The organism is Acinetobacter sp. YH01009 (assembly GCF_013420765.1).
Lineage (GTDB): Bacteria > Pseudomonadota > Gammaproteobacteria > Pseudomonadales > Moraxellaceae > Acinetobacter > Acinetobacter amyesii.
Map to the genome: position 1 here is coordinate 24,924 of NZ_VOYE01000006.1, position 23,740 is coordinate 48,663.

Here is a 23,740-nt window from a genome sequence, read left to right on the forward strand (position 1 = left end):
TTTCAATCTTGATCAAGTTGGTGCGCTCAGAGAGATTCGAACTCCCGACCCCTTAGTTCGTAGCCAAGTGCTCTATCCAGCTGAGCTATGAGCGCGACGTCTTGATGAGGCTCATTATACGTGATTTTTATTTTTTGTTAAGAGCTTTTTCATATAAATTTAACCAAACGCACAGCAAATAAACAATTACCCTTTAAACACGCTAAAAATCAGCCAGATTTACTTTTTTAATGGCTTTTTCATCACAAGTTTGGAATCTACAGGTAGCTGTACTCACTTATAAATGCTCAAAATAGATAACAAATATATTGCCATCATTGAATCACGGCTTTAACTCACCCAACTTTTCTTTATCTTAGCTTTAAAAAATGCATCGCCATGAACATCTGAAATGAGGGTTTATCTGCTGAAAAAAGCAAAATCAAATTTACTGATGGATCGTCTTATGAAATAGAACGCTTTATACAATCTAAGTAAGAGACAAAAGACAAAAGACAAAAGACAAAAGACAAAAGACAAAAGACAAAAGACAAAAGACAGGCTGCATCAAAACGATAAATCACAGGCACAAAAAAACCACAACATGTGCGGTAATTTGTTCAAGTTGGTGCGCTCAGAGAGATTCGAACTCCCGACCCCTTAGTTCGTAGCCAAGTGCTCTATCCAGCTGAGCTATGAGCGCGTAACTTGTGTCGTCTTAAAAGACTACGTTTTCAGATTTACTTATTGGTGCGCTCAGAGAGATTCGAACTCCCGACCCCTTAGTTCGTAGCCAAGTGCTCTATCCAGCTGAGCTATGAGCGCGACATAAGTAAATCGTGGCGGTGAGAGAGGGATTCGAACCCTCGATACAGTTGCCCGTATGCATCCTTAGCAGGGATGTGGTTTCAGCCACTCACCCATCTCACCGTAACGTGCCGCCATAATACAAAGATCATGATACGACTGCAAGCACAGTCGTTATATTTTTTTCATTTTTTTACTCAATTAGATATTTTTTAAACGATTTTCAAAAAATTAGTGCAAAATTAGTTCAGCACACACTGCTGTCCCCTACATTTCAGCTTTAAACATTATAAAATATCGGCATAAAACACTTTATTGCAATCAATTGCGTGCAGTATCTGCTTGCATGACTTATGCTAATCCTAATCTTCTGATTTGAAGCCAAATACATATGAAAAACTGGGTCGACCCTGAAGCAAAAGCTGAAGCCGAACGTTATGACAATCCAATTCCAAGCCGTACTCTAATTCAAGAGACGATTGAACAACTGAAAACTGCAATGTCGCATGCCGATCTTGTAGAACATTTTGAAATTGCCGATCAAAAAAGTATTGATGCACTGAGTCATCGTCTGATTGCGATGGTTCGAGATGGTCAGTTGATGAAAGATGGATTTAAGTTCCAGCTTGCAGCTGAGCAACCGACTCATGAAGCAACGGTTTATATCAACTCAAAAGGTTTAGGCACAGCCAATATTAGCGGTGAAGATGACCTTTTACTTCCTGAACGTGAGTTGCGTCAGGTGTTTAATGGTGACCGTGTTAAAGTCCGCCAAACATCGGTAGACCGTAAAGGCAAGGCATGGGGCTTTATTACTGAAGTTCTACAGCATCGTGTCAAAGAAATTATTGGTAAAGTGTCTGAATATGAAGGTGAATATTTTATTCAACCGGCAAATCCCAATGCACACCAACCGATTACTTTAGAAAAAGAATTAATCGAGCATGCCAAAGTCAAACTCGGCGACTCTGTGCGTATTGCGATTGACAGCTACCCAACCAAAGAAGAATTTGCGACAGGTCATATTGTTCAGTCGATGGCAGATAAAGCAGACACTGAAATTATTATTCCGCAAACCATTTTAGAGTTTGGTTTACCTTACGAATTCCCTGAAGCGGTACAACAAGAAGCCAACAGCTTTAAAGAGCCATCAGAACAAGATCGTGAAGATCGTGTCGACTTACGTGATTTAGCGCTTGTCACCATTGATGGTGAAGATGCCCGCGACTTCGATGATGCCGTGTATGCGGAAAAACGTCCGGGTGGTGGTTATCGTGTTGTCGTGGCAATTGCCGATGTCAGCCATTATGTACGTCCGGGTAAACCGCTCGATGACGAAGCTCAAGAGCGCGGTACATCGGTGTACTTCCCTCATTTTGTATTGCCGATGTTGCCTGAGGCGCTGTCGAATGGTTTATGTTCTTTGAACCCACACGTAGACCGTTTATGTATGGTCTGTGATTTAAACTTATCTCGCGCGGGTCGTGTCACTAAGTTTGAGTTCTATCCGGGTGTAATGCATTCAAAAGCTCGTTTGACCTATACTCAAGTGGCCGAATATTTTGAGGGTAATAGTCAAGCCATTCCTGAAGACCGTGATGTACGTAAATCGGTCAATACCTTATTCCAATTGTATCAAGTGTTGAAAGGCTTACGTGCTGAACGCCACGCGATGGAATTTGAAACCGTTGAAACTTATATGACCTTTGATGAGCTAGGCGGTATTAACGAAATCCTACCGCGCAGCCGTAATGATGCACATAAGCTAATTGAAGAATGCATGTTGTTGGCAAACGTCGCAGCGGCAGAATATGCATTAAAAAATGAAATTCCAATGCTGTACCGTGTGCATGAGCCACCTGAGTTTTCACGTATTCAAAAGGTTCGTGATTTTGTGAAGTTATTGGGGCTGCCATTCCCTGAACAGCCGACTCAAGCTGACTATCAAGCCGTAATCGATGCCACCAAAGACCGTATTGATGCTCCAAGTATTCATGCCGTTTTACTCCGTTCAATGATGCAAGCTTATTATGGCGCGAACAATGCAGGTCACTTTGGCTTGGCTTATGAAGCGTATACGCATTTCACATCTCCAATCCGTCGTTATCCAGACTTGTTACTTCACCGTGCCATCAAAGCACAATTAAAGAAAAAGCCTTACCCAATTTCTGGTGCTTCGCTGGATGATGCAGGTGAACACTTCTCTGCGACCGAACGCCGTGCAGATGAAGCTTCACGTTCTGTCACTACATGGTTGAAGTGCCATTACATGCAGCAGCATTTGGGTGAAGAGTTTGTCGGTACCATCAGTGCAACTGCTGAATTTGGCCTGTTTGTAACGCTCAAAGACTTATATGTTGATGGCATGATCCACGTCAGCCAATTGGGTGATGACTTCTTTGTCTATGACCAACCGAGTCAGAGCTTAATTGGTCAATCTCGAGGTCAAGTTTTCAGTCTCGGCGATGAAGTGAAAATTAAAGTCGCTGGTGTGAATCTAGAAGAGCGCAAAATCGACTTTGAATTGATTCAACAATTGAGCCATGCAGGTCGTGCTATTCGCGCGCGTGCCCCTCGTGTTGCAAAACCTACAGCCAAAGAAGAAGTCTTTTCAGAACGTAAAACCAACGCTGCTGAAGATGGAGAACAGCCCATACGACGCAAAAAATCGAAATCTAAGCCCAGTTCATTCGGTAAAAAGCCTGCTAAAAAATCTGCAAGCAAATCTGAAGCGAAGGCTAAAGATAAAGTGAAGAAAAAATCAAAACCGAAAAAGAAAAAATCCAATGCAAAATCATCTGCGGATTAAGGTTTAAATCAAGAGCGCTTCGGCGCTCTTTTTGATTCTTCAGGTCAGTGAAGACTTCTCGACCTCTGCAGAAGATGAATAATTCCTGATTTAGTCTTGATTTAACCCGCAACAAACCCTACATCTATAAATAACTCAGGATTTATATGAAGTAGAAAATATGACTTTAGAAAAGGCAACTTTGCCCGTTCCTCAATTTGATCAAATTACCTTAGATCAACTCAAAGAAAAAATTCAAAATGCGATTCAACACGGTCAACAATTTCTAAATGAACTGACAGTTGTTCCAGATTCGGTACAAAAACAACTAAATACGTTAGAACAGGTCGATGACCTTGAAAATAATATGAGTGAAGCTTGGGGCGTGCTGTCGCATCTAAATGCCGTGATGAATAATGCTGAAACTCGTGAACTTTACCAATCTTTACTACCCGTCCTGAGTGAGTACTATACGCAGCTAGGTCAACATACAGTGTTGTATCAAACGTATCAGCATGTACATGACAACAGTGTTTTCGACACGCTTCCTGCAGCACAGCAAAGCGCGATTAAACTTGCGTTACGAGATTTTAAACTTTCAGGCGTAGCCTTAGAAGGTGAACCGAAAAAACGCTATGCAGAAATATCTGCACGACTTTCACAGTTATCATCAGACTTTTCCAATCACGTATTGGATGCCACCCAAGCCTACTTCAAACCTTTAACTGAAGCGCAGCTCAAAGGACTACCTCAAGGCAGTATTGAACTTCTGAAACAATATGGTCAGCAACGCGAACTCGAACAGGCTGTAGCCACACTCGACTTCCCGTCTTATATTGCCATTATGACCTATGCAGAAGACCGCGAAGTGCGTGAAGCGCTCTATAAAGCCTATACCACACGTGCTTCTGATCAGGCAGACTCTGCTGAATTTGATAATACAGCGGTCATGGAAGAAATCTTGAAGCTACGTCAGGAAATGGCAAGCCTGCTTGGTTTTAACAACTACGCCGAATTGTCCTTGGCAAGCAAAATGGCACCCGATGTAGCGACTGTAGATCAGTTCCTGATTGAATTGGCAGAACATGCGCGTGAACCAGCAGAGAAAGAAATCGCTGAACTGAAAGCCATTGCAGCGCAAGACGGTATCACTGAGTTACAACCGTGGGATGCCACTTTCTACTCAGAAAAACTCAAAGTTCAACAGTTTAATTTGTCACAAGAAGACCTGAAGCCCTACTTCCCTGCACCTAAGATTATTCAAGGCTTGTTCAGCATTGTAAATCGTCTCTATGGCATCAATGTAATCGAGCGTGAAGCGCCTGTTTGGCATCCTGATGCACGTTATTTTGAACTTGAAGATCAAGGCAGCGTGATTGGCGGTTTTTACTTTGACCTGTATGCACGAAGCGGTAAACGTGGCGGTGCATGGATGAGCGGCTTCCGTTCACGCATGCAAACTGAAAATGGTCTGCAAAAACCAATTTGCTACATGGTCTGCAACTTTACCCCACCTGTCGGTGAGCAAGCTGCTTTACTTACCCATGATGAAGTAACGACGTTGTTCCACGAATTTGGTCATGGCTTACATCACATGCTCACTGAAGTCGATAATATTGCTGTGGCTGGTACACATGGCGTGGCGTGGGATGCAGTAGAGCTACCAAGTCAATTCATGGAATTTTGGACTTGGGATCAAGAAAGTTTAGATTTACTCAGTGAACATATCGAATCAAAACAAACTTTACCAGCCGATCTGTTAAAAGCACTACAAGATGCGCGTTTCTTCCAGTCAGGGATGCAAACGTTACGTCAAATTGAATTTGCCATGTTTGACTTAAATATCCATAAGGCCAACCCTGCTTTGGACGCTGCAGGCATCCAACACACCCTAGATGATATTCGTCAAAAATATGCAGTTGCACCCACTACTTCGTACAACCGTTTCCAACATGGTTTCAGTCATATCTTTGCAGGTGGTTACGCTGCTGGTTATTATTCATACAAATGGGCAGAGGTTTTGGCAAGTGATGCCTTCGACCGATTCGAAAATGAAGGAATTTTTAATACTTCGACTGGCAAGTCGTTTAGACAATTTATTCTAGCAGTTGGCGGAAAAGATACGGCACTTGACGCATTTATCAATTTCCGCGGACGCGAGCCAAAAATAGATGCTTTGCTGCGTCATCAAGGTTGGACGAACGCATCTAAAAACGCTTAAACTAGGGACCTTAGTTAGATTCAAGGTAAGTATGATGACCATTAAACGACGCTTCATTGCAGGTGCAAAATGTCCAAAATGCCAAGCGATGGACCGGGTTGTCATGCTGACCTCTGGCGAAGACGAATGGATCGAATGCATTGATTGTGGTTACAGTGAAAATCGACCGACTCATGTCGATCAACCTGAACAACCCGCCGTGCCAGACGATATCGGTGTGATCCAATTTAAGCCACGTCAGCCTAAATAAAAATTAAGGTCAAGCAATGACAGAAGATCAAAGACATAATCCAAAATTGTTAGTTGGAATCATTGGGGGCTTAACGTTATTGATTGCTATCTTTTTTGCATATCAATGGTTAAGCAGCAGTACAGCAGATAAATCTGCACTTCAAGAAGAACTGGTCGCTGCACCGGCTAAACCGCCTGTTGCAACCCCTGTCCAATCTGAGACTGAAGCATCAGTCCCTGCCGCAGAGACTGACACCATTAAATTGGTCGAAGAAGACATTTTAGATGCAGCTGTGCCTGAAAATGCCTCTTTAGCCAAAGAAGAAATTGCCAAATTAGATGACATTCAACAACAATTGAATGATCAGGAGCAAAGTTTAAAACAGCAACATTCAGATGCAGATGAGCTGATTAAACTGAAAGAAGAACAAATTAAATTACTCGAAGCACAGTTAGCGCAACAAGCAAAATAACTGACTTCTGCTACACCATGCGTACTTATAGGCTAGAATATCATCAGATTTTCTAGCCTTTTTGTTATGTCCACTACTACACCACAGAATATCCCCAAAGCAATTGGCTTTCTCATGCTGTCAGCGCTGCTTTTTTCCATCATGGGGGTTTGTATACGCTACGCATCTCACACGGTAGATAATGCCACCATCGTATTTTTTCGAAATGCGGTTGGCTTATTGATCTTTCTCCCTTTGATCCTGCAAAAAGGGAGCACATTTTTTAGAACTGAAAAACTGTGGATGCATACATGGCGTTCAATCGTAGGCTTGGTGGCAATGTATGGCTTTTTTTATGCCATTGCACACTTAAAACTCTCCAATGCCATGGTCTTCACCTATTCCTCACCGATCTTTATCCCCTTAATTGCATGGTTATTTTTAAAAGAAAAAATGACCCTGAGTATGCTCATTGCCGCAGTCATTGGTTTAATCGGCGTGCTCTTCGTCGCAAAGCCCGATGCAGGAATGTTCAATCAGTTATCACTCATCGGACTGAGCGCAAGCTTCTTGGCAGCCATGGCATTTGTCACTGTCCGTGCGCTTACAGCAACAGAACCGCCTGAACGCATTGTGTTTTATTTCTGCTTTTTTGGCACACTTATTTCCATGATCCCAATGTTTTGGCTCTGGCGTCCCTATAGTTTAAAAGAGTTAGCTTTTCTGATTACAGCGGGACTTTTGGCCAATATCAGTCAAATTTTTATGTCCAATGCCTATAAGCTCGCACCCGCAGGTCAAATTGGCCCCGTGAACTATATCACGATTATTTTTGCAGGTATTTGGGGCTTTGTTCTTTGGCAGGAACTGCCAGACATTTACAGCCTATTCGGCTTTGCTTTTATATTTTTAGCGATTTTGCTCTGTAGTCCAATCCTACAAAATAAGTTTAAAAAGTCATAAAGATTCAAACCATTTACCATCAAATGCACAGCCCCTTATTCAATAAAAAAGCACCCGAAGGTGCTTTTTTAATGCTTCAAAATTAATTTATTGATACCAACCAAACAGCTTAAAGAAATACGGCAGATACGCAATAATCAACATTGCAGGGAACAGCACAATCAGCGGCAAAATCCAACGTTCATAACGGTAATAAAACGACAAGTGACGAACTTCAGCATCCGCTTCATTGACTTCAGCATCCCCTATCGACTGTCGGGCCAAGAGGTGGTTCAATGCAACTGGAGGCGTAACATAACCTAGCTCAAAACCAATGAGTGTAATCATCCAAAAATGCACAGGATGAATACCGTATTGATAGGCTACAGGAGCAATAGTTGCAGAAATTAAAATGACTGCGCCAAACGGATCCATAATCATACCCACAAAGACCATCAATCCGACAATCAATGTGATAACCAAAAAAGTACTGCTGATATCAGTTGGGAATAAACTCATGACTTCAGTACGCTCTAGCAATCCACCAACGCTTACCGAAAGCGCCATCAAAATAACCAAAGCACCGATATGTCCAACGGTTTCACTGGTCGAAATATGCATCGACTTCCAAAAACCAACTTGACGTAGAATCTGCATAGAGCTGGATTGAGCCACTGTATGATTCGCAGCCTGCCCATCATCTGTGCTATTGCCATGTAATCCTTCACGGTATTCTGCATGTGCAACCTGTGCGCCGGCTAAAGCAGGTTCAGCATTCGCACTATAATTTGCTGTTAGTGTTTCATCCCAATGCCCAACTGCTGACAATGGTGCTGGCTGATGACGTAATTTATCCACTAAAACGATCATCAGCAGAATAACAGGCATCATGACTGGTGCAGTAAATTCATTTAAATCTGTATTCAATAAATATTTATAGAACATCCAGATCAGCACGAAAATCACAATATAAGGAATAACGGCTAAGAAGGCACGTCCTGACTGCGGCGCTGCCACATTGGCTTGAGCAATACGGAACTTATGTTCTGCAAAAAATAACGACACAATTAAAAACATCGTAGATGTCAGCAAGAACGTATAAATACCATATTGATAAAGCAGATCCGTGGTCACTTCTTTATTTAGCGATGCAACAACCACAATCAATAAGCATGGACGTAAAACCACCCCAAGCGAACCGGACATTGCTGTTGCAGCCAAGGCAAATTGACGGCGTCCGCCAGCGTTCCACACTTCCTTATAAATAATCGCGCCTGCCGCAATGACAAAGATCCCCGATGCGCCAGTATAGGCTGTAGGCAATGCTGCTGCGATTAAAATCAGCCATGTTAAAGTCTCAGGAGCTAAGTTCCATGGGCGTAAAATATTCAAGAATAAATCTACGACACGGGTTTGCTTCAACAACATACCCGCCCAAATGAATAACGCTAGATTCAGGAAAATACTTGAAAACTCGACCAATTGCCCTAAATAGATGCCTTGCCCCATCGGGTAGTCCATAAAGAAGATAAAGGCGATACCTGTAATCAACGCCATATACGCATATAAAGGCACGCTTAGGAACGCGAAACTAAGACTACCGCCCTCTTTGGCATCTTTTGGCGGACTAAACAATTGCAAAACACTGATCAATGTCAGGATTGAGAACAGCGTCATCCACATCCAATAAATCAGTTCAGTTTCGGTGGTCATTGGAACTCCCGAATTTTTCACTGAATTGAATTGGCTGATACTTGAGTAGGTTAACAGTCCATTACCGAAGCTCATCATCAGGCTATAAACACGATAATCCTTCTTGGTTGCAGGACCGCGTAGACCAATATGATGAATTTTCAATGTCGCACTAATCGCAGCTATAACCACCATAAAAATCAACAAAATGGCGCGATTTTCAGTACCAAATTTAAAGATACCGAAGAAGCTTGTTTCAAAATTACGATAGGCGCGAATACTCGGATGCTTCTCCATATGTTGCATGGCTTTATCATAAAATTGATACTTTTCTTCACACTGCTGCACACTCGCTAAAATAGACGAACGAACGTCATTCTCAGATGCCGTACCAAAAAAATCAGCAAACTCATCTGCTGCATTGGCTTGCATTTGAGTTTTCACCAACGCATCGACATTCGGGTTACGGTCACATTCAGGCTTGGCAGGCTCAGCCCTTAAAAAAGAGTACTGCATACCTGTTGCAGGGTCACCATACAGTCGCTCTCCCATACGGAGCAACTGCCCATGGATCATCTCCCCTGTACCGATAATTAGTGTAAGCAGAAGCAAGATCAATACGACTAGAGTCGAAATCCATTCTGTCCAGACATAACGTAACAGACCAACGATGCTGGATCTGTTTTGTGCATCATTTTGCATGAGTCTTCCTATTTTTATTTTGGAGCCTAGCTAGACTAAGCACCCTCTTCCTTATCGGTTCGAGAAGTTCCTTTCCCTGACCTAACTGTTTTATTATTACGTTTAAATTTGCATCAATACTCAAAACATTAAAATGACAATATGTATTTTCTTTTCGGTTTTTTTGTCAACCCAATCACCTAAAGTGAGCTAACGATCCCAGAAATAATTGCCAACAAGATAGAACAAGGCGATGATAATGCCCCAAATCACCCCCAATAAATGTGCTTCGACTAAAATGGGGCTTCCAATTAATTCAGCCGTTCCCGTATTGCCCACGGTATTTTCCCACACCAATTTTGCCAAAATCAGCAACAATACAAAGGCTGCAAAATTTCGCTCCCGTCGATACATCAAATGCACACAAGCGACCGCGACATAGGCACCATGCAAGACACCAGATAATCCGGCATAGGCTTCAATATCGGGTAAGAAAAAATAGAAACTTAGACTGATTAAAGGAGATAAAATCAATAAAATGGCAACAAAATGCCATGTCGAAACTCGTGGGAAAATAAACGGTAAGCAAATAAAGGCCAATATATTTAAAACAAAATGAATCCAACCGACGTGAACCCAATGTGCGGTCCATAAGCGCCAAAAATCATGAAATAAGTCATCTTGCCAATAGATAAAATAATCTTTAAATACCTGTAGCGAGGCACAGATCGAAACGAATACGGCAAGAAAGACAATTTTCGGTATTAAAAATTGTAGTTTCATTTTCGCTCCTCCTGTACCTCACTTTTAAACGCTATTGCAAAGATTAATTTGCAGCTGTGCCACTGGTTTCAATATCACCACTAAACAAATCATCGAGTTCAGAACTATTGGCACTTTCATCCCAGAAATGTTCCATACCATCATCAGCCGTACGAACGCCTGTATGTTCAGTCCAATAACGATCTGAAATCCCTTTCACCATGCTTTCAGCCATACTATCGATGAGTTTAAATTGTGGGTTAACAGGTTTTTCATCACTACGCGCTTGTGCAAAGGTACGTAAGGCATCACGGATTTTCGCATCATCGCCACTGGCCTGTGCAGCAACGGCATATAACGCATGAGATAGTCTCACGCCTTTTTGCTCACCAATTTGCGCGGATTGTTTTAAGGTTTGGTATGGATCAGGTTTTCCATCTCCAGCACCCGGCAGTAAAGTCCAGATCACAGCGCGGGTTGCATTTGGTGCGCCCCAGAATTTTTCATTATTCAGACACACCATACCGCGTTCAACAATCGCAGCAATGTCTTTAGGAACGTTTACCGCCCCACCTGAGTTAATATCATTGGTCATGGCCTGTAAGCCACTTAACATTCCCAACATATACACTGTTTGGTCAATGTCGCTGTTCATTTTTGGACAGCCTTCACCTAGACTTTTCTTATACTTCTTTTCAAAACGATCTTGAAATAATTGATAGCCGGTATATTGACGCTGTGCCGCAAGTGCCGCCCAACGCTTTTGCTCAACACGGGCATCCTGTGCTTCGGTTACTTGGTTAGCTTTAGATGCACGTAAATAACGTAACTCTGCATCCAAGGCTTTTTGTTCTGCACAAATCCCTGCTGCTGAATACATCAACACAGCCACACGTGTTGGGTCTGCGCCCATATCTTTGGTGGCCATAATGGCTGGGGTTAATGAATTACCTGAATTACACACCATTTCAGCATCTTCCATGGCTAAAATTGGTGGCACAATATGTTTTTCGGTAAATCCGAGTGCAACATTAGCACCGGTTTTTACAACCTGTGAACAACCCGCGAATAATGTACTTGTTATTGCTACAACTGCCACACCCTGGCATATTTTTTGGACGCTCGACATTTTCCTGTCCTCTATAATTGTGTTTATGTCCATCACGACAAACATATCAGAAGCAAAAAATGAATAAAAGAGTATTTGCTCTAATTTGAACGACACACTGTGCCATGAATCACGCTGAATGCAATTGACTGATTTTTTAGAAAGACTAAATTTTAGGCAAAAAAAAAGTAGCATAGCGACGGTTCGGCACATGCTACTTATTAACTGTGAAAGCGTTTGACTGCTTATTTTTGAGTTAACTGTTCCTTCAGCACTGTTCCTAGTCGTCCTATAACAATTGCTAACACAATCGCTATTACCAGAAACATCCAAGTTGGCATCATCATGATGATTTCCTTTAACGGCTGTTGGTAAGGCTAATATATAGGCAGAGAATCACCGCACAGCTTAAAATTGTCAGACAATTTAAATATTTTGCCAATAAAATCCAATCCTGTCAGACAAGATTATTTTACCTGCAATATAAGATAATGAAATATTTTCATTTTATAGAATTTTAAAAATACAGGCTGTCTAACAATTAGATCATTTTGGCCAATACTTTGAGTGATTTCCACTGTTTCAATGACAATTGATCGCGCCAAATAATCACCGGTTTTGCACGCGCATGCATAAAATACACCACGATATACATTTGATGATCCAAAATATGGCTAATTTGAACGCGTTGCACCGGGCGGTTCAGTCGTTGCAAAGACCAATCAGTTCCATCCAAATAATCTAGACTGGTGACGTGTAAATGCTTACGGAAAAACAGAACATAAACCACTAGCCCGATGAGGAAAAATATCCCCCAAAGCATGGGTGTTAGTAACTGATAAAGCAGCGTCATCAATACCGCAAAAATAAAAAACTGAAACGCATGCGATAAAAAACTGCGTTTCAGTTTGAATTGCCGATTATCCATGAACGTAATGTTTTAATTTTTGAATAAACGTTTTTAATTCAGGACGTGGCGGTTCACTAACTTCCATAAACCAATCCAACAAATCTGGATCTTCTGCAGCAACGAGTTCTGCAAACATGTCTTTTTCAGCTGCATCGGCTTGTAAATAGTAATTTTTGACGTAGGGATCAAAATAAACATCAATCTCTTTTAAACCACGACGTGCGCGGTAGATCACTTTACGCTCTTCTAAGCTGATTTCATCAGTCATTGTCTTCCCCAATCGTTGAACCCGTCTAGTGTAACTCATCCACCCCATTGAAGTGGAGTGTTTTCAAAGATTGATCGAATGCTTCATCGCAATTCTTGCTTTTGAATGTTCTGCACATTGCAGTCACACGCTGCATCTTATAAGTTGAAGACAAAGCCATAAAAATGAATAGGATATTCAAAATGCAATCTGGAGCGATTCGCCCACTCAACAACATGCTGCCACGTCAATTATTTAATGCAGAACATGATGCATTTCGTGAAACAGTACGAAAATTTTATGAAAAAGAAGTCATACCTAATATCGAAAAATACGAAAATCAGCAACACGTTGACCGTGACTTATGGAATAAAGCCGGTGCCATGGGCTTACTTTGCCCGACCATGCCCGAAGCTTACGGTGGCTATGGTGTAGACCGACTCTATAGCATGATTCTGATTGAAGAGCAGGCCTATGCTATGGACTCCTCTACTGGCTTTTCACTGCATTCCGACATTGTGGCCAATTATATTCATAACTTTGGCAATGAAGAACAAAAGCTGCATTGGCTGCCGAAAATGGCTTCTGGCGAAACCGTGACTGCCATTGCAATGACCGAACCAGGCACAGGTTCAGACCTACAAGCGGTACGCACAACCGCTACAGAAGATGGCGATGACTATATTATTAATGGGTCAAAAATCTTTATCACCAATGGCTATTTATGTGACATGGCAATTGTGGTCTGCAAGACAGGTAATAGTGAAAAAGGTTCAGCTAATTTATCGCTAATTATCGTCGAGGCAGATCGCGTCGGTTTTAGCAAAGGCAAACCTTTAAATAAAATTGGCATGAAAGGTCAGGATACCTGTGAACTGTTCTTTGACAATGTCCGCGTCCCTAAAAGCAACTTACTTGGCATGCAAGGTATGGGCTTTATGATGCTGATGAAGGAATTGGCTTGGGAACGTATGTTGGTCGCGATTATTTGCCAAGCCGGTGCAGAAGCAGCCTTTGCGCACACTGTTCAATACACCAAAGAGCGTAAGGCATTTGGCAAGACCGTATCTAGTTTCCAAAACACCCGTTTTAAATTGGCAGAGCTACGCACTGAAATCGATTTTTGTCGAACTTATCTAGATCGCTGTATGGAGCTGCAACTTGAGGAACAGCTCGGTATTGATGCGGCAGCCGCTGCTAAATACAAAATTTCAGAGATGTTCTCCAAAGTCGTTGATGAGTGTCTGCAATTGCATGGTGGCTATGGCTATATGCTTGAATATCCAATTGCACGGGCTTATATCGACAACCGCGCCAATCGTATCTATGCCGGTACCAATGAAATTATGAAAGAGCTGATTTCCCGCTCCTTATAACAACAAAGCCCATCATCAGATGGGCTTTTTACATTCTTTCGATATCAACTTAAATCATTCACAAAATCACAGATTAATGCAGAGACCAAAGCTGGTTGCTCTTTATGCGGCATGTGATGAAGCCCATCCAAAATCTCTAGCTCAGCATCGCCTTGTATGCCCGAAAAAAGTTTCTGAGCTTGTGCTGTCGTCCCGTATTCATCCAGTTCTCCATGGATGACCAAGCTTGGACACTGTACTTTTCCAACATAATGCTCAAGGTTCCATTGACGAAAACTCTGTGAGAGCCAAGTTTCAGTCCAAGCATCCAAAACCCATTGGGCTTTATCCCCATGGTATTTAGCCAAGCGCTCAAGCTGTCCCGGCTGCTCAAACCCTGTTTTGGCTTCACGTATACCCGACAATGTCAGTTCTTCCACTTCATACTGTGCTGCTATGGTAATTAGGCCTCGACATTGTTCAGGGTATGTAGTGGCAATGACGACTGCCATTCCCCCGCCGACACTATGCCCCATCACAATAAACTGTTGAATGGAATAATGTTGAAGAACCGCCTTAAAGCCCTGCTGTGCTTCGGCATAGACAAAATCAGTACTTAATGGATCAGGATTCACTGTTGATCGGCCAAAACCCAATCGATCATAGGCAATTACCGTTCTACCAGACTCAGCAGCCAATTGCGCAGGAAAATCACGCCACAAATCCACACTACCCAGTGAATCATGCATCAATATAATCGGAGCCAAAGTTACATCTTTATCTGCTGTTTCAGGCTGCCAAGCTTTAGTATATAACTCATAATCATTTAATTTTATAAATTCTGAATGTTCTTGAATATTCACATTAACCCTGTGTGCTTTTCCTTGTTTTCAACATCATATATTTTTCAACAAATAAAGCGCATCAAATAAAACCCTAAAGTCACATATCTAAAGCAAAAAAAGGAGCATGATGCTCCTTTTTTATGTCACTGACTTAAGAAACTAATCTGGGTTTAGTCGCTAGTTGATCAGACTTTTTTTCAAATTTCAGCACTCCATCTTCAAATGAAGCATGCTTTAATTCTTTACGATCTGCCAAATAGTTATTGCTGACTTTCCACGGTGCATGTTTACCCTGTTTTGGCATCACATCTGCTGCACGTGCAATATAGCCTGAAGTCAAACTTCCCATCACGGTATCTTCTAACAACTCGGTCGCATCACCTTGTGGAATCACTTGGTTGTAACCATTTTGATCCATATAGTTAATCAATTTACAGATGTATTCAGAAGCAATATCGACTTTTAAAGTCCATGAAGCATTAATATAGCCAATAATCATCGCCATATTTGGTACATCACTGACCATCACGCCACGGTACAACATATGCTTAGAGGTATTCAGTGGCTGTCCATCGATTGTGGCACTGATCCCGCCTAGAATTTGAATGTTGAGTCCTGTAGCTGAAATCACCACGTCCGCTTCTAAATGGTTACCTGATTTTAATTGAATGCCATTTTCAGTAAAACTTTCAATTTGATCGGTTTCAACAGATGCACGGCCTTCGCGTAAAATTTTAAACAAATCACCATCTGGCACCACACAAAGGCGCTGATCCCAAGGATTGTAATCTGGGGTAAAGTGCTTCATATCCACTTTACCTTTCAACTGCAACTCAATTGATTTTAATAAAAATTTACGGAGTAATTTAGGTTGCTTTTGTGCAACAGCATAAACAGCCCGTTGGACACCGATATTTCGTGCACGGGTAAGTTTATAAGCAACATCTTCAGGTAATACTTTACGCATTTTGTCGTAAATGATGTCAATAGAAGGTACTGAGGCAATATAGGTCGGAGAGCGCTGTAGCATAGTCACATGCCCTGCACCGCCTTTTGCCATTGCTGGCACAAGGGTAATTGCTGTTGCGCCACTACCAATAATCACAACTTTTTTGCCTGCATAATTAAAATTTTCAGGCCAATGTTGTGGATGAATGAAGGTACCTTTAAAGTTTTCCTGCCCTTTAAACTCAGGTTGGAAACCTTGGTCATAATTATAATAACCCGTACAGCCAAAGACGAAATTTGCAACCCAGGTTTGTTGTTTCTTCTTCGCATCTTCAATAACAACAGACCATTTACGAGTTTGTGAATCGTAGTTCGCACTCACAACACGGTGCTGAAAATGAATTTTTTCTTTAATCTTATATTCATCAATCACTTCAGAAAGATAGCCTTTAATCGAAGACCCATCAGCAAGCACACTAGATTTTTTCCACGGCTTAAAATTGAAGCCAAAAGTTGACATATCCGAATCAGAACGAATACCCGGATATTTAAAAAGATCCCATGTACCACCGAAACTTTCACGTCGTTCAATAATTTCAAATGAACGATTTGGACAATTTTTTGAAAGATGAGCAGCCAAACCTACACCAGAGATCCCTGCACCTACAATGAGAATATCAACTTGTTTTTCCATGTTGTTCTTTTAACCTATCTTAGATTTATATTTATTAAATCACATTTTTGACAATGTATAATGTCAAGTTTAAGCAAAAGGCGATTTATTTTTATCTTTTAAGGACAAATTGAATTATTGTCTAACAATATACAGCCAATACAAAACTGCAGGCATTAAAAAAGGTCGGTTAAAAACCGACCTTTTTTAGAACAACGTACGCTGCTCTTCACGAAATTAGTTAACTTCGCGATCTACTAGCTCAACGTAAGCCATCGGTGCAGCATCACCTGCACGGAAGCCCGCTTTAAGAACACGTAGATAACCGCCGTTACGTTCTTTGTAACGAGGGCCAAGAACGGTAAATAATTTACCAACAGTTGCAGCTGAACGAGTACGAGCAAACGCTAAACGACGGTTTGCTACAGAATCGACTTTAGCTAAAGTGATTAAAGGCTCAGCAACACGACGTAATTCTTTTGCTTTAGGAACAGTAGTTTTAATTAACTCGTGTTCGAACAAAGAATTAGCCATGTTTTGGAACATCGCTTTACGATGACTGCTTGTACGGCCTAATTTCACACCACTATTACGATGACGCATGGTGATAGTCCTACTTAATTAACGGCTACGATAAGCAAAGCGATCGTCCATGCGGAGGCTAGCCGGTGGCCAGTTCTCTAAACGCATGCCCAATTGCAAGCCTTTCGATGCCAGAACATCTTTAATCTCAGTCAACGATTTTTTACCTAAGTTAGGAGTTTTAAGCAACTCAACTTCAGTACGTTGAACAAGATCGCCAATGTAGTAAATATTTTCTGCTTTCAAACAGTTAGCAGAACGAACAGTAAGCTCTAGATCATCTACTGGACGAAGCAAAATCGGATCAACTTCTTCACGAGGTTCTTGAGCAACTGGTGCTTGATCTTTCTGAAGATCAACAAAAATTGCAATTTGTTGTTGCAAGATTGTTGCCGCTTTGCGGATTGCTTCTTCAGGATCAACAGTACCGTTGGTTTCAAGATCAATGATCAATTTATCAAGGTCAGTACGTTGTTCTACACGAGCGTTTTCCACTGTGTAAGACACACGTTTGATTGGGCTGTAAGAAGCATCTAATTGTAAACGACCCACTGGGCGAGTTTCGCCTTCAGGGAAGCGTGAATCAGAAGTCTCATAACCACGACCTTGAGAAACTTTCAGGCGCATTTTTAATGAGCCAGAAGCACTTAAAGTACCGATCAAGTGTTCAGGGTTAACCACTTCAACATTGTGTGGTAAACGAAGGTCAGCGGCTGTAACGTCGCCAGGACCTTGTTTTTCCAATGTCAGATAAGCTTCATTTTGATCGAACAGCTTAATAGACAATCCTTTTAGGTTCAGCAAGAGCTCGACGATGTCCTGCTGCAAGCCTTCCAAAGTACTGTACTCGTGCTCGACACCTTCAATCTCTACTTCAACCACGGCTGCGCCAGGTAAAGAAGACAAAAGGATACGACGTAAAGCATTACCAAGAGTATGACCAAAGCCACGCTCTAATGGTTCTAGAATAACTTTTGCCGAGGTCCCGCTTGCCGCTTCGACCTTGATCGCTTGCGGAGTTAGAAACTCATTTGCAGTACGCGTCATTATTGCTACCTCAAGGATTATTTAGAATACAATTCTACAATCAAGCTTTCGTTGATTTCAGCAGGTAAATCAGAACGATCTGGTGCAGCTTTGAACGTACCTTCCAATTTAGAATGATCAATTTCAATCCAAGCTGGAATGCCACGTTGAGTCGCTAACTCAACTGCGTTTTTGATACGCAATTGTTGTTTAGCACCTTCGTGAACTGCAACAACGTCACCAGCTTTAACTTGGATAGACGCGATGTTAACACGACGACCATTTAAAGTGATTGAACGGTGAGATACAAGCTGACGAGCTTCTGCACGTGTAGAACCAAAACCCATGCGATAAACAACGTTATCTAGACGGCTTTCAAGAAGTTTCAACAAGTTTTCACCTGTTGCGCCTTTAACACGAGCAGCTTCTTTGTAGTAGTTACTAAATTGACGCTCTAAAACACCGTACATACGACGTACTTTTTGTTTTTCACGTAATTGTAGTGAGTACTCAGATTGTTTGCCGCCACGAGCGCCACCATGTTGGCCAGGTGCTTTAGCAGCTTTTTTTGTTTTGACGTCAAATGGTTTAACGCCAGATTTTAATTGCAGGTCTGTCCCTTCGCGGCGAGAGAGTTTGCATTTTGGACCAATATAACGAGCCATGAATGTTTCTCCTTACACGCGACGTTTTTTAGGTGGACGGCAACCGTTGTGCGGGATTGGCGTCACATCGGTAATGCTGTTAATTTTATAACCCACTGCACCTAAAGCACGAACCGCAGATTCACGACCTGGACCAGGACCTTTTACAAGGACGTCCAAGTTTTTCAAACCGTAATCTAAAGCAGCTTTACCAGCAACTTCAGCAGCTACCTGAGCAGCAAACGGAGTTGATTTACGTGATCCACGGAAGCCTTGTCCACCAGAGGTAGCCCAAGCCAGTGCATTACCTTGACGATCGGTAATAGTCACAATGGTGTTATTAAAAGAAGCGTGAATGTGTGCAACACCTTCAGAGACGGTACGAGTGACCTTCTTGCGTGTGCGAGTATCTTTAGCCATCTTTTAGCTTCCAGAAATCTTATTTCTTAATAGGTTTGCGCGGACCTTTACGGGTACGTGCGTTAGTTTTGGTGCGTTGACCACGGACAGGCAAGCTGCGACGATGACGAAGACCGCGGTAGCAGCCTAAATCCATTAAACGTTTAATGTTCATGGAAATTTCGCGACGTAAATCACCTTCGGTAGGAACCTTAGTAACTTCTGCACGAATCGCATCAAGCTGAGCGTCATCTAATTCACGAATTTTAGTTGTTGGTGCAATACCAGCAGCAGCTAAGATAGCTTTTGCAGTGTGGCGACCAATACCAAAAATGTACGTTAGAGAGATAACAGCATGCTTGTTATCCGGAATGTTTACACCGGCAATACGAGCCATTCAATTTTCTCCAAAAAGGCAGTTAAGATAATCAACCGCCCGACAAAATCTTTGAGGGGCGGATAATAACCTAATTAGCCTACTGAAATCAACAGGTCTTGATCAGATTAACCTTGACGCTGCTTATGACGAGGTTCTGCGCTGCAAATTACGCGAATAACCCCATTACGACGGATAACTTTACAGCTACCACAAATTTTCTTTACAGAAGCTTGAACTTTCATAATGAAACCTCTAAGTGCGCTTATCCTTTCGGATGAGCAGTCGTTTTACGCATTAACGATTGATTGTCATATTGATGCGATGTGAGATGAGCTTGGAGCTGAGCCATAAAGTCCATCACCACCACCACTACGATCAGTAAAGACGTACCACCTAAGCTAAATGGAATACCAAATGAGCTTTGTAGAATCATCGGCATTAAACAGATGATTGTGATATAAACCGCGCCAATAAAAGTCAAACGATTCAAAATATGATCTAAATAGCGTGCAGTTTGCTCACCAGGACGAATACCCGGTACATAAGCACCACTACGTTTTAAATTCTCTGACACTTCTTTCGGACTAAATACTAGCGCAGTATAGAAGTAACAGAAGAAGATAATTAATGCACCAAATAGCACCAAATACATCGGTTGACCCGGCGACAATACGAGTGCCAAATCTTGTAGGCCACGTTTAATCACGCCAGCATTTGGGTCTGCACTGCCAACCCATTGCCCTAAGCTCGCTGGGAACAATAGCAATGAACTCGCAAAAATTGCAGGAATCACACCCGCCATATTAATTTTTAATGGCAAATGTGTTTGCTGAGCAGTAAATACACGACGACCTTGCTGTTTTTGAGCATAGTTTACTGGAATGCGACGCTGCGCCTTCTCAATAAACACAATTGCTGCTAACACTGCAACAGATAGCAATGCAAAGATTGCAAGACCAATTAAACTTGATTGGCCATTATCTACTGAGGTTAAAGATTGCAGAACCAAGTTCGGCAAACCAGCAACGATACCAGCGAAGATGATCATGGAAATACCATTCCCTACTCCACGCTCAGTAATTTGCTCACCTAACCACATCAGGAACATTGTACCTGCAACCAAAGAAGTTACAGCAGGAACGTAAAAAGCAAGTCCACTAGTCAAAGTAATATTTTGACTAATCAGACCTGCACACATCCCAACGGCTTGCACAAGTGCAAGAAACAATGTGCCTTGTCGCGTATATTGATTGATCTTACGCTTACCTTGTTCGCCTTCTTTCTTTAAAGCTTCCAGCGAAGGAACAACCGTAGACATTAACTGCACGATAATCGATGCAGAGATATACGGCATAATCCCAAGAGCAAGAATTGACATACGCTCTAATGCACCACCTGAGAACATGTTAAACAAACCAAGGATCGTACCTTGGTTTGCATTAAACAGATTCTCTAGTGCGGCATTGTTAATGCCCGGTACTGGAATATGTGCTCCCAGTCGAAAAACCAACAACGCCCCGATGAGGAACATCATACGGCGAATAATTTCACGATATTTCACATGAAAAGGTTGGCCTTTCATCATGTTAACATGACCTGTCGAACTAGGAGTCATAGACACTGGGGATTACTCCTCGACTTTACCGCCAGCAGCTTCAACAGCAGCTTTAGCGCCTTTAGTCAATGCAACACCTTGAACAGTGAATGCACGAGTAATTTCACCAGAAAGTACGATGCGTGCACGCAACATATCTTTACGTACAACGTTAGCAGCTTTTAAAGTTTCAAGAGACACGATGTCGCCTTCAACTTTAGCAAGTTCTGATAAACGTACTTCAGCAGTTTTCAAAGCCATTTGGCTAGTGAAACCGAATTTAGGTAAACGACGGTATAACGCAGTTTGACCACCTTCGAAACCAGGACGTGTACCACCGCTCTTACGTGAGTTTTGACCTTTGACACCACGGCCACCAGTCTTACCAACGCCAGAACCGATACCACGGCCTAAACGAAGGTTGTCACGCTTAGCACCTTCTGCAGGTGCAATTGTATTTAAACGCAGAGTCATGGCTTATTCCTCTACACTAACCATATAGTAAACTTGGTTGATCATACCACGGTTAGAAGGCGTATCTTGCACTTCAACTGTATGACCAATACGACGCAGACCTAAACCTTTAAGGCTAAGCTTGTGATTTTTCAAGCGGTGCGATGAAGATTTAGTCTGGGTAACTTTAATCGTTTTCATGATTGATTACCCTTGAATTTGTGCTACTGATAAACCACGTTTCGCAGCAACTTTCTCAGGAGAAGTCATATCACGCAAACCGTTAAAAGTTGCGTTTACTACGTTAGCAGCGTTAGTAGAACCATAACACTTAGTTAATACGTTACGTACACCTACAGCTTCTAAAACTGCACGCATAGCGCCACCAGCAATTACACCAGTACCTTCAGAAGCAGGTTGCATGTAAACGCGGCTTGCACCGTGACGAGCATTGATAGGGTGCTGAACAGTACCGTCAACAAGGTCAACAGTAATCATGTTGCGACGAGCAGCTTCAAGTGCTTTAGAAATAGCAGCTGGAACTTCACGTGCTTTACCACGACCAAAACCTACGCGACCATTACCATCACCCACAACAGTTAATGCTGTGAAAGAGAAGATACGACCACCCTTAACAACTTTGGCTACACGATCAACGGCAACCAGCTTTTCAACAAGACCTTCGTTTTGTTCAACTTTAGCCATGATTAGAACTCCAAGCCGTTTTCACGAGCAGCATCAGCCAAGGCTTTGATACGACCATGATATTTGAAACCAGAACGGTCAAATGCAACTTTAGTTACACCAGCCGCTTTAGCACGTTCTGCAATTAAAGCACCAACTTTCTGAGCCGATTCAACGTTACCAGTAGTACCAGCACGTAGAGTAGCGTCTAAAGTAGAAGCTTGCGCTAATACTTTGCCACCATCTGCAGAGATAACTTGAGCATAGATGTGACGCGGAGTGCGGTTTACACACAAACGAGTCGCACCCAATGCACGGATGTGCAAGCGTGTGCTTTTCGCACGACGCAAACGGGATTGTTTCTTTTCGTTCATAAGAACCTCGCGCCTTATTTCTTCTTAGCTTCTTTACGAAGTACAACTTCGTCAGAATAACGAACACCTTTACCTTTATAAGGCTCTGGCGGACGGTAACCACGGATTTCTGCAGCAACTTGACCTAATTTAGCTTTATCAGCAGATTTAAGTACAATTTCAGTTGCAGTAGGAGTTTCTGCAGTTACACCTTCAGGAAGGTTGTAGTCGATCGGGTGAGAGAAACCAAGGTTAAGGTTAACAATGTTACCTTTAACCGCAGCTTTATAACCAACACCGATAAGCTGTAACTTACGTTCGAAACCTTCGTTAACACCTTTTACAAGGTTGTTAAGCACAGCGCGAGCAGTACCAGCTTGCATCCAAGCATCTTTAGATTCAGCTTTAGGAGCAATAACTAGAGTACCGTCTTCCTGTTTTAGCTCGACCAGCGCATGCAGGTTGAAAGACAATGTACCTTTGCTGCCTTTCACTTCGACCTGCCGGCCGTTCTGAGTAACTGTAACACCGTTAGGTACAGTTACTGGGGCTTTAGCCACACGAGACATGAGGAATCACCTATTAAGAAACAAAAGCAATAACTTCACCACCGATACCTGCAGCACGTGCAGCGCGATCAGTCATGATGCCTTTGCTTGTAGAAACAATTGCAATACCTAAACCTTGCTTAACGCTAGGAAGTGCATCTTTACCGCGATATTGACGTAGACCAGGACGGCTTACGCGTTTCACAGTATCGATAACTGGTTTGCCTTCGAAATATTTTAAAGTAATCGTTAAAGTCGCTTTGCCTTCATTGTCAGCAACAGCTACATCAGCGATATAACCTTCTTGTTGAAGTACGTTAGCAATCGCAACTTTCAACTTTGAGTTTGGCATAGAAACAGTTTGTTTCTTTGCCATTTGTGCGTTACGAACACGTGTTAGCATGTCGGCAACGGTATCTTGCATACTCATTTATAGT

The 23,740-nt window shown here is 42.2% G+C and carries 26 protein-coding genes and 4 tRNA genes; 6 read left to right on the top strand and 24 right to left on the bottom strand.

Annotated elements, in window-relative coordinates; translation table 11 throughout:
* Positions 1–18: 18 nt before the first annotated feature.
* The 4 genes from FTT76_RS07705 to FTT76_RS07720 form a co-directional block, all read right to left on the bottom strand.
* Positions 19–95: transfer RNA gene (locus FTT76_RS07705), tRNA-Arg, on the bottom strand.
* 510 nt (positions 96–605) lie between these two features.
* Positions 606–682: transfer RNA gene (locus FTT76_RS07710), tRNA-Arg, on the bottom strand.
* A gap of 45 nt (positions 683–727) precedes the next feature.
* Positions 728–804 (bottom strand) — tRNA-Arg (locus tag FTT76_RS07715).
* Between the two features lie 15 nt (positions 805–819).
* Positions 820–909 (bottom strand) — tRNA-Ser (locus FTT76_RS07720).
* A 268-nt stretch (positions 910–1,177) separates the two neighbouring features.
* Between FTT76_RS07720 and rnr the strand changes: the two genes are divergently transcribed.
* The 5 genes from rnr (at position 1,178) to FTT76_RS07745 (ending at position 7,441) form a co-directional block, all read left to right on the top strand.
* Positions 1,178–3,595: a ribonuclease R gene (gene rnr / locus FTT76_RS07725; RefSeq protein ID WP_180021624.1), complete on the top strand. Its 2,418-nt coding sequence runs from the start codon at positions 1,178–1,180 to the stop codon at positions 3,593–3,595.
* Positions 3,596–3,755: 160 nt separating this feature from the next.
* Positions 3,756–5,795, top strand: coding sequence for a M3 family metallopeptidase (locus FTT76_RS07730; RefSeq protein ID WP_180026050.1), 2,040 nt, complete (start codon positions 3,756–3,758; stop codon positions 5,793–5,795).
* A 40-nt stretch (positions 5,796–5,835) separates the two neighbouring features.
* Positions 5,836–6,045 (top strand): YheV family putative zinc ribbon protein, encoded by a 210-nt coding sequence (locus tag FTT76_RS07735; RefSeq protein WP_171256675.1) that lies wholly within the window; start codon positions 5,836–5,838, stop codon positions 6,043–6,045.
* A gap of 16 nt (positions 6,046–6,061) precedes the next feature.
* A complete protein-coding gene (locus FTT76_RS07740; protein ID WP_180026051.1) occupies positions 6,062–6,499 on the top strand; it encodes a hypothetical protein in 438 nt (145 codons plus the stop codon).
* Positions 6,500–6,565: 66 nt separating this feature from the next.
* Complete coding sequence (locus FTT76_RS07745) at positions 6,566–7,441, top strand: DMT family transporter (protein WP_180008432.1); 876 nt, start codon at positions 6,566–6,568, stop codon at positions 7,439–7,441.
* 87 nt (positions 7,442–7,528) lie between these two features.
* Here the strand turns inward: FTT76_RS07745 and FTT76_RS07750 are convergent, their stop codons facing one another.
* The 5 genes from FTT76_RS07750 to FTT76_RS07770 all read right to left on the bottom strand — a co-directional run bounded on the left by FTT76_RS07750 (position 7,529) and on the right by FTT76_RS07770 (position 12,841).
* Positions 7,529–9,814 carry a TRAP transporter large permease subunit gene (locus tag FTT76_RS07750; protein WP_180026052.1) on the bottom strand — a complete coding sequence of 762 codons (2,286 nt, stop codon included), beginning with the start codon at positions 9,812–9,814 and terminating at the stop codon, positions 7,529–7,531.
* Between the two features lie 189 nt (positions 9,815–10,003).
* Positions 10,004–10,576 carry a rhombosortase gene (gene rrtA, locus FTT76_RS07755; RefSeq protein WP_168379122.1) on the bottom strand — a complete coding sequence of 191 codons (573 nt, stop codon included), beginning with the start codon at positions 10,574–10,576 and terminating at the stop codon, positions 10,004–10,006.
* A 43-nt stretch (positions 10,577–10,619) separates the two neighbouring features.
* Entirely contained in the window at positions 10,620–11,684 is a 1,065-nt protein-coding gene (locus tag FTT76_RS07760; RefSeq protein WP_168379121.1) for a hypothetical protein, read from the bottom strand.
* Between the two features lie 520 nt (positions 11,685–12,204).
* The gene (locus FTT76_RS07765) at positions 12,205–12,591 is read right to left on the bottom strand and encodes a hypothetical protein (protein ID WP_078189263.1); all 387 of its coding nucleotides are present in this window, start codon (positions 12,589–12,591) and stop codon (positions 12,205–12,207) included.
* Positions 12,584–12,841 carry a succinate dehydrogenase assembly factor 2 gene (locus FTT76_RS07770; protein WP_078189264.1) on the bottom strand — a complete coding sequence of 86 codons (258 nt, stop codon included), beginning with the start codon at positions 12,839–12,841 and terminating at the stop codon, positions 12,584–12,586. The genes FTT76_RS07765 and FTT76_RS07770 overlap by 8 nt, the downstream gene beginning before the upstream one ends.
* A 182-nt stretch (positions 12,842–13,023) precedes the next feature.
* Here FTT76_RS07770 and FTT76_RS07775 point away from each other — a divergent pair, with 182 nt between their 5' ends.
* A complete protein-coding gene (locus FTT76_RS07775) occupies positions 13,024–14,196 on the top strand; it encodes an acyl-CoA dehydrogenase family protein (RefSeq protein WP_180089578.1) in 1,173 nt (390 codons plus the stop codon).
* A 44-nt stretch (positions 14,197–14,240) separates the two neighbouring features.
* Here FTT76_RS07775 and FTT76_RS07780 read toward each other — a convergent pair whose 3' ends face one another.
* The 15 genes from FTT76_RS07780 to rpsH form a co-directional block, all read right to left on the bottom strand.
* A complete protein-coding gene (locus FTT76_RS07780) occupies positions 14,241–15,038 on the bottom strand; it encodes an alpha/beta fold hydrolase (RefSeq protein WP_257235057.1) in 798 nt (265 codons plus the stop codon).
* A 133-nt stretch (positions 15,039–15,171) separates the two neighbouring features.
* Complete coding sequence (locus FTT76_RS07785; protein ID WP_180190367.1) at positions 15,172–16,662, bottom strand: NAD(P)/FAD-dependent oxidoreductase; 1,491 nt, start codon at positions 16,660–16,662, stop codon at positions 15,172–15,174.
* Between the two features lie 216 nt (positions 16,663–16,878).
* Entirely contained in the window at positions 16,879–17,244 is a 366-nt protein-coding gene (gene rplQ / locus FTT76_RS07790; protein ID WP_005012953.1) for a 50S ribosomal protein L17, read from the bottom strand.
* Between the two features lie 18 nt (positions 17,245–17,262).
* Positions 17,263–18,270 (bottom strand): DNA-directed RNA polymerase subunit alpha, encoded by a 1,008-nt coding sequence (locus FTT76_RS07795; protein ID WP_004650465.1) that lies wholly within the window; start codon positions 18,268–18,270, stop codon positions 17,263–17,265.
* A gap of 17 nt (positions 18,271–18,287) precedes the next feature.
* A complete protein-coding gene (gene rpsD / locus FTT76_RS07800; protein ID WP_078189268.1) occupies positions 18,288–18,914 on the bottom strand; it encodes a 30S ribosomal protein S4 in 627 nt (208 codons plus the stop codon).
* Between the two features lie 12 nt (positions 18,915–18,926).
* The gene (gene rpsK, locus FTT76_RS07805) at positions 18,927–19,313 is read right to left on the bottom strand and encodes a 30S ribosomal protein S11 (protein WP_001040166.1); all 387 of its coding nucleotides are present in this window, start codon (positions 19,311–19,313) and stop codon (positions 18,927–18,929) included.
* Positions 19,314–19,332: 19 nt separating this feature from the next.
* A complete protein-coding gene (rpsM, locus tag FTT76_RS07810; RefSeq protein ID WP_078189269.1) occupies positions 19,333–19,689 on the bottom strand; it encodes a 30S ribosomal protein S13 in 357 nt (118 codons plus the stop codon).
* 107 nt (positions 19,690–19,796) lie between these two features.
* Positions 19,797–19,913 carry a 50S ribosomal protein L36 gene (rpmJ, locus tag FTT76_RS07815; RefSeq protein ID WP_000867907.1) on the bottom strand — a complete coding sequence of 39 codons (117 nt, stop codon included), beginning with the start codon at positions 19,911–19,913 and terminating at the stop codon, positions 19,797–19,799.
* Positions 19,914–19,933: 20 nt separating this feature from the next.
* Entirely contained in the window at positions 19,934–21,253 is a 1,320-nt protein-coding gene (gene secY, locus FTT76_RS07820; RefSeq protein WP_171263746.1) for a preprotein translocase subunit SecY, read from the bottom strand.
* 45 nt (positions 21,254–21,298) lie between these two features.
* Positions 21,299–21,739: a 50S ribosomal protein L15 gene (gene rplO, locus FTT76_RS07825; RefSeq protein ID WP_078189271.1), complete on the bottom strand. Its 441-nt coding sequence runs from the start codon at positions 21,737–21,739 to the stop codon at positions 21,299–21,301.
* A 3-nt stretch (positions 21,740–21,742) separates the two neighbouring features.
* Positions 21,743–21,919, bottom strand: coding sequence for a 50S ribosomal protein L30 (gene rpmD / locus FTT76_RS07830; RefSeq protein WP_005012961.1), 177 nt, complete (start codon positions 21,917–21,919; stop codon positions 21,743–21,745).
* A 6-nt stretch (positions 21,920–21,925) separates the two neighbouring features.
* Complete coding sequence (rpsE, locus tag FTT76_RS07835; RefSeq protein WP_067762902.1) at positions 21,926–22,423, bottom strand: 30S ribosomal protein S5; 498 nt, start codon at positions 22,421–22,423, stop codon at positions 21,926–21,928.
* Positions 22,424–22,425: 2 nt separating this feature from the next.
* On the bottom strand, positions 22,426–22,776 hold the full coding sequence (rplR, locus tag FTT76_RS07840; protein ID WP_067762903.1) for a 50S ribosomal protein L18: 351 nt from the start codon (positions 22,774–22,776) through the stop codon (positions 22,426–22,428).
* 14 nt (positions 22,777–22,790) lie between these two features.
* Positions 22,791–23,324, bottom strand: coding sequence for a 50S ribosomal protein L6 (gene rplF, locus FTT76_RS07845; protein ID WP_078189272.1), 534 nt, complete (start codon positions 23,322–23,324; stop codon positions 22,791–22,793).
* 13 nt (positions 23,325–23,337) lie between these two features.
* Entirely contained in the window at positions 23,338–23,733 is a 396-nt protein-coding gene (gene rpsH, locus FTT76_RS07850) for a 30S ribosomal protein S8 (protein WP_078189273.1), read from the bottom strand.
* Positions 23,734–23,740 lie beyond the last annotated feature (7 nt).

Coding starts and splice junctions, on each gene's coding strand:
- rnr (WP_180021624.1), top strand. CDS start 1,178: ATGAAAAACTGGGTCGACCCTGAAGCAAAAGCTGAAGCCGAACGTTAT.
- FTT76_RS07730 (WP_180026050.1), top strand. CDS start 3,756: ATGACTTTAGAAAAGGCAACTTTGCCCGTTCCTCAATTTGATCAAATT.
- FTT76_RS07740 (WP_180026051.1), top strand. CDS start 6,062: ATGACAGAAGATCAAAGACATAATCCAAAATTGTTAGTTGGAATCATT.
- FTT76_RS07745 (WP_180008432.1), top strand. CDS start 6,566: ATGTCCACTACTACACCACAGAATATCCCCAAAGCAATTGGCTTTCTC.
- FTT76_RS07750 (WP_180026052.1), bottom strand. CDS start 9,814: ATGCAAAATGATGCACAAAACAGATCCAGCATCGTTGGTCTGTTACGT.
- rrtA (WP_168379122.1), bottom strand. CDS start 10,576: ATGAAACTACAATTTTTAATACCGAAAATTGTCTTTCTTGCCGTATTC.
- FTT76_RS07760 (WP_168379121.1), bottom strand. CDS start 11,684: ATGTCGAGCGTCCAAAAAATATGCCAGGGTGTGGCAGTTGTAGCAATA.
- FTT76_RS07765 (WP_078189263.1), bottom strand. CDS start 12,591: ATGGATAATCGGCAATTCAAACTGAAACGCAGTTTTTTATCGCATGCG.
- FTT76_RS07770 (WP_078189264.1), bottom strand. CDS start 12,841: ATGACTGATGAAATCAGCTTAGAAGAGCGTAAAGTGATCTACCGCGCA.
- FTT76_RS07775 (WP_180089578.1), top strand. CDS start 13,024: ATGCAATCTGGAGCGATTCGCCCACTCAACAACATGCTGCCACGTCAA.
- FTT76_RS07785 (WP_180190367.1), bottom strand. CDS start 16,662: ATGGAAAAACAAGTTGATATTCTCATTGTAGGTGCAGGGATCTCTGGT.
- rplQ (WP_005012953.1), bottom strand. CDS start 17,244: ATGCGTCATCGTAATAGTGGTGTGAAATTAGGCCGTACAAGCAGTCAT.
- FTT76_RS07795 (WP_004650465.1), bottom strand. CDS start 18,270: ATGACGCGTACTGCAAATGAGTTTCTAACTCCGCAAGCGATCAAGGTC.
- rpsD (WP_078189268.1), bottom strand. CDS start 18,914: ATGGCTCGTTATATTGGTCCAAAATGCAAACTCTCTCGCCGCGAAGGG.
- rpsK (WP_001040166.1), bottom strand. CDS start 19,313: ATGGCTAAAGATACTCGCACACGCAAGAAGGTCACTCGTACCGTCTCT.
- rpsM (WP_078189269.1), bottom strand. CDS start 19,689: ATGGCTCGTATTGCCGGTGTAAACATTCCGGATAACAAGCATGCTGTT.
- rpmJ (WP_000867907.1), bottom strand. CDS start 19,913: ATGAAAGTTCAAGCTTCTGTAAAGAAAATTTGTGGTAGCTGTAAAGTT.
- secY (WP_171263746.1), bottom strand. CDS start 21,253: ATGAAAGGCCAACCTTTTCATGTGAAATATCGTGAAATTATTCGCCGT.
- rplO (WP_078189271.1), bottom strand. CDS start 21,739: ATGACTCTGCGTTTAAATACAATTGCACCTGCAGAAGGTGCTAAGCGT.
- rpmD (WP_005012961.1), bottom strand. CDS start 21,919: ATGAAAACGATTAAAGTTACCCAGACTAAATCTTCATCGCACCGCTTG.
- rpsE (WP_067762902.1), bottom strand. CDS start 22,423: ATGGCTAAAGTTGAACAAAACGAAGGTCTTGTTGAAAAGCTGGTTGCC.
- rplR (WP_067762903.1), bottom strand. CDS start 22,776: ATGAACGAAAAGAAACAATCCCGTTTGCGTCGTGCGAAAAGCACACGC.
- rplF (WP_078189272.1), bottom strand. CDS start 23,324: ATGTCTCGTGTGGCTAAAGCCCCAGTAACTGTACCTAACGGTGTTACA.
- rpsH (WP_078189273.1), bottom strand. CDS start 23,733: ATGAGTATGCAAGATACCGTTGCCGACATGCTAACACGTGTTCGTAAC.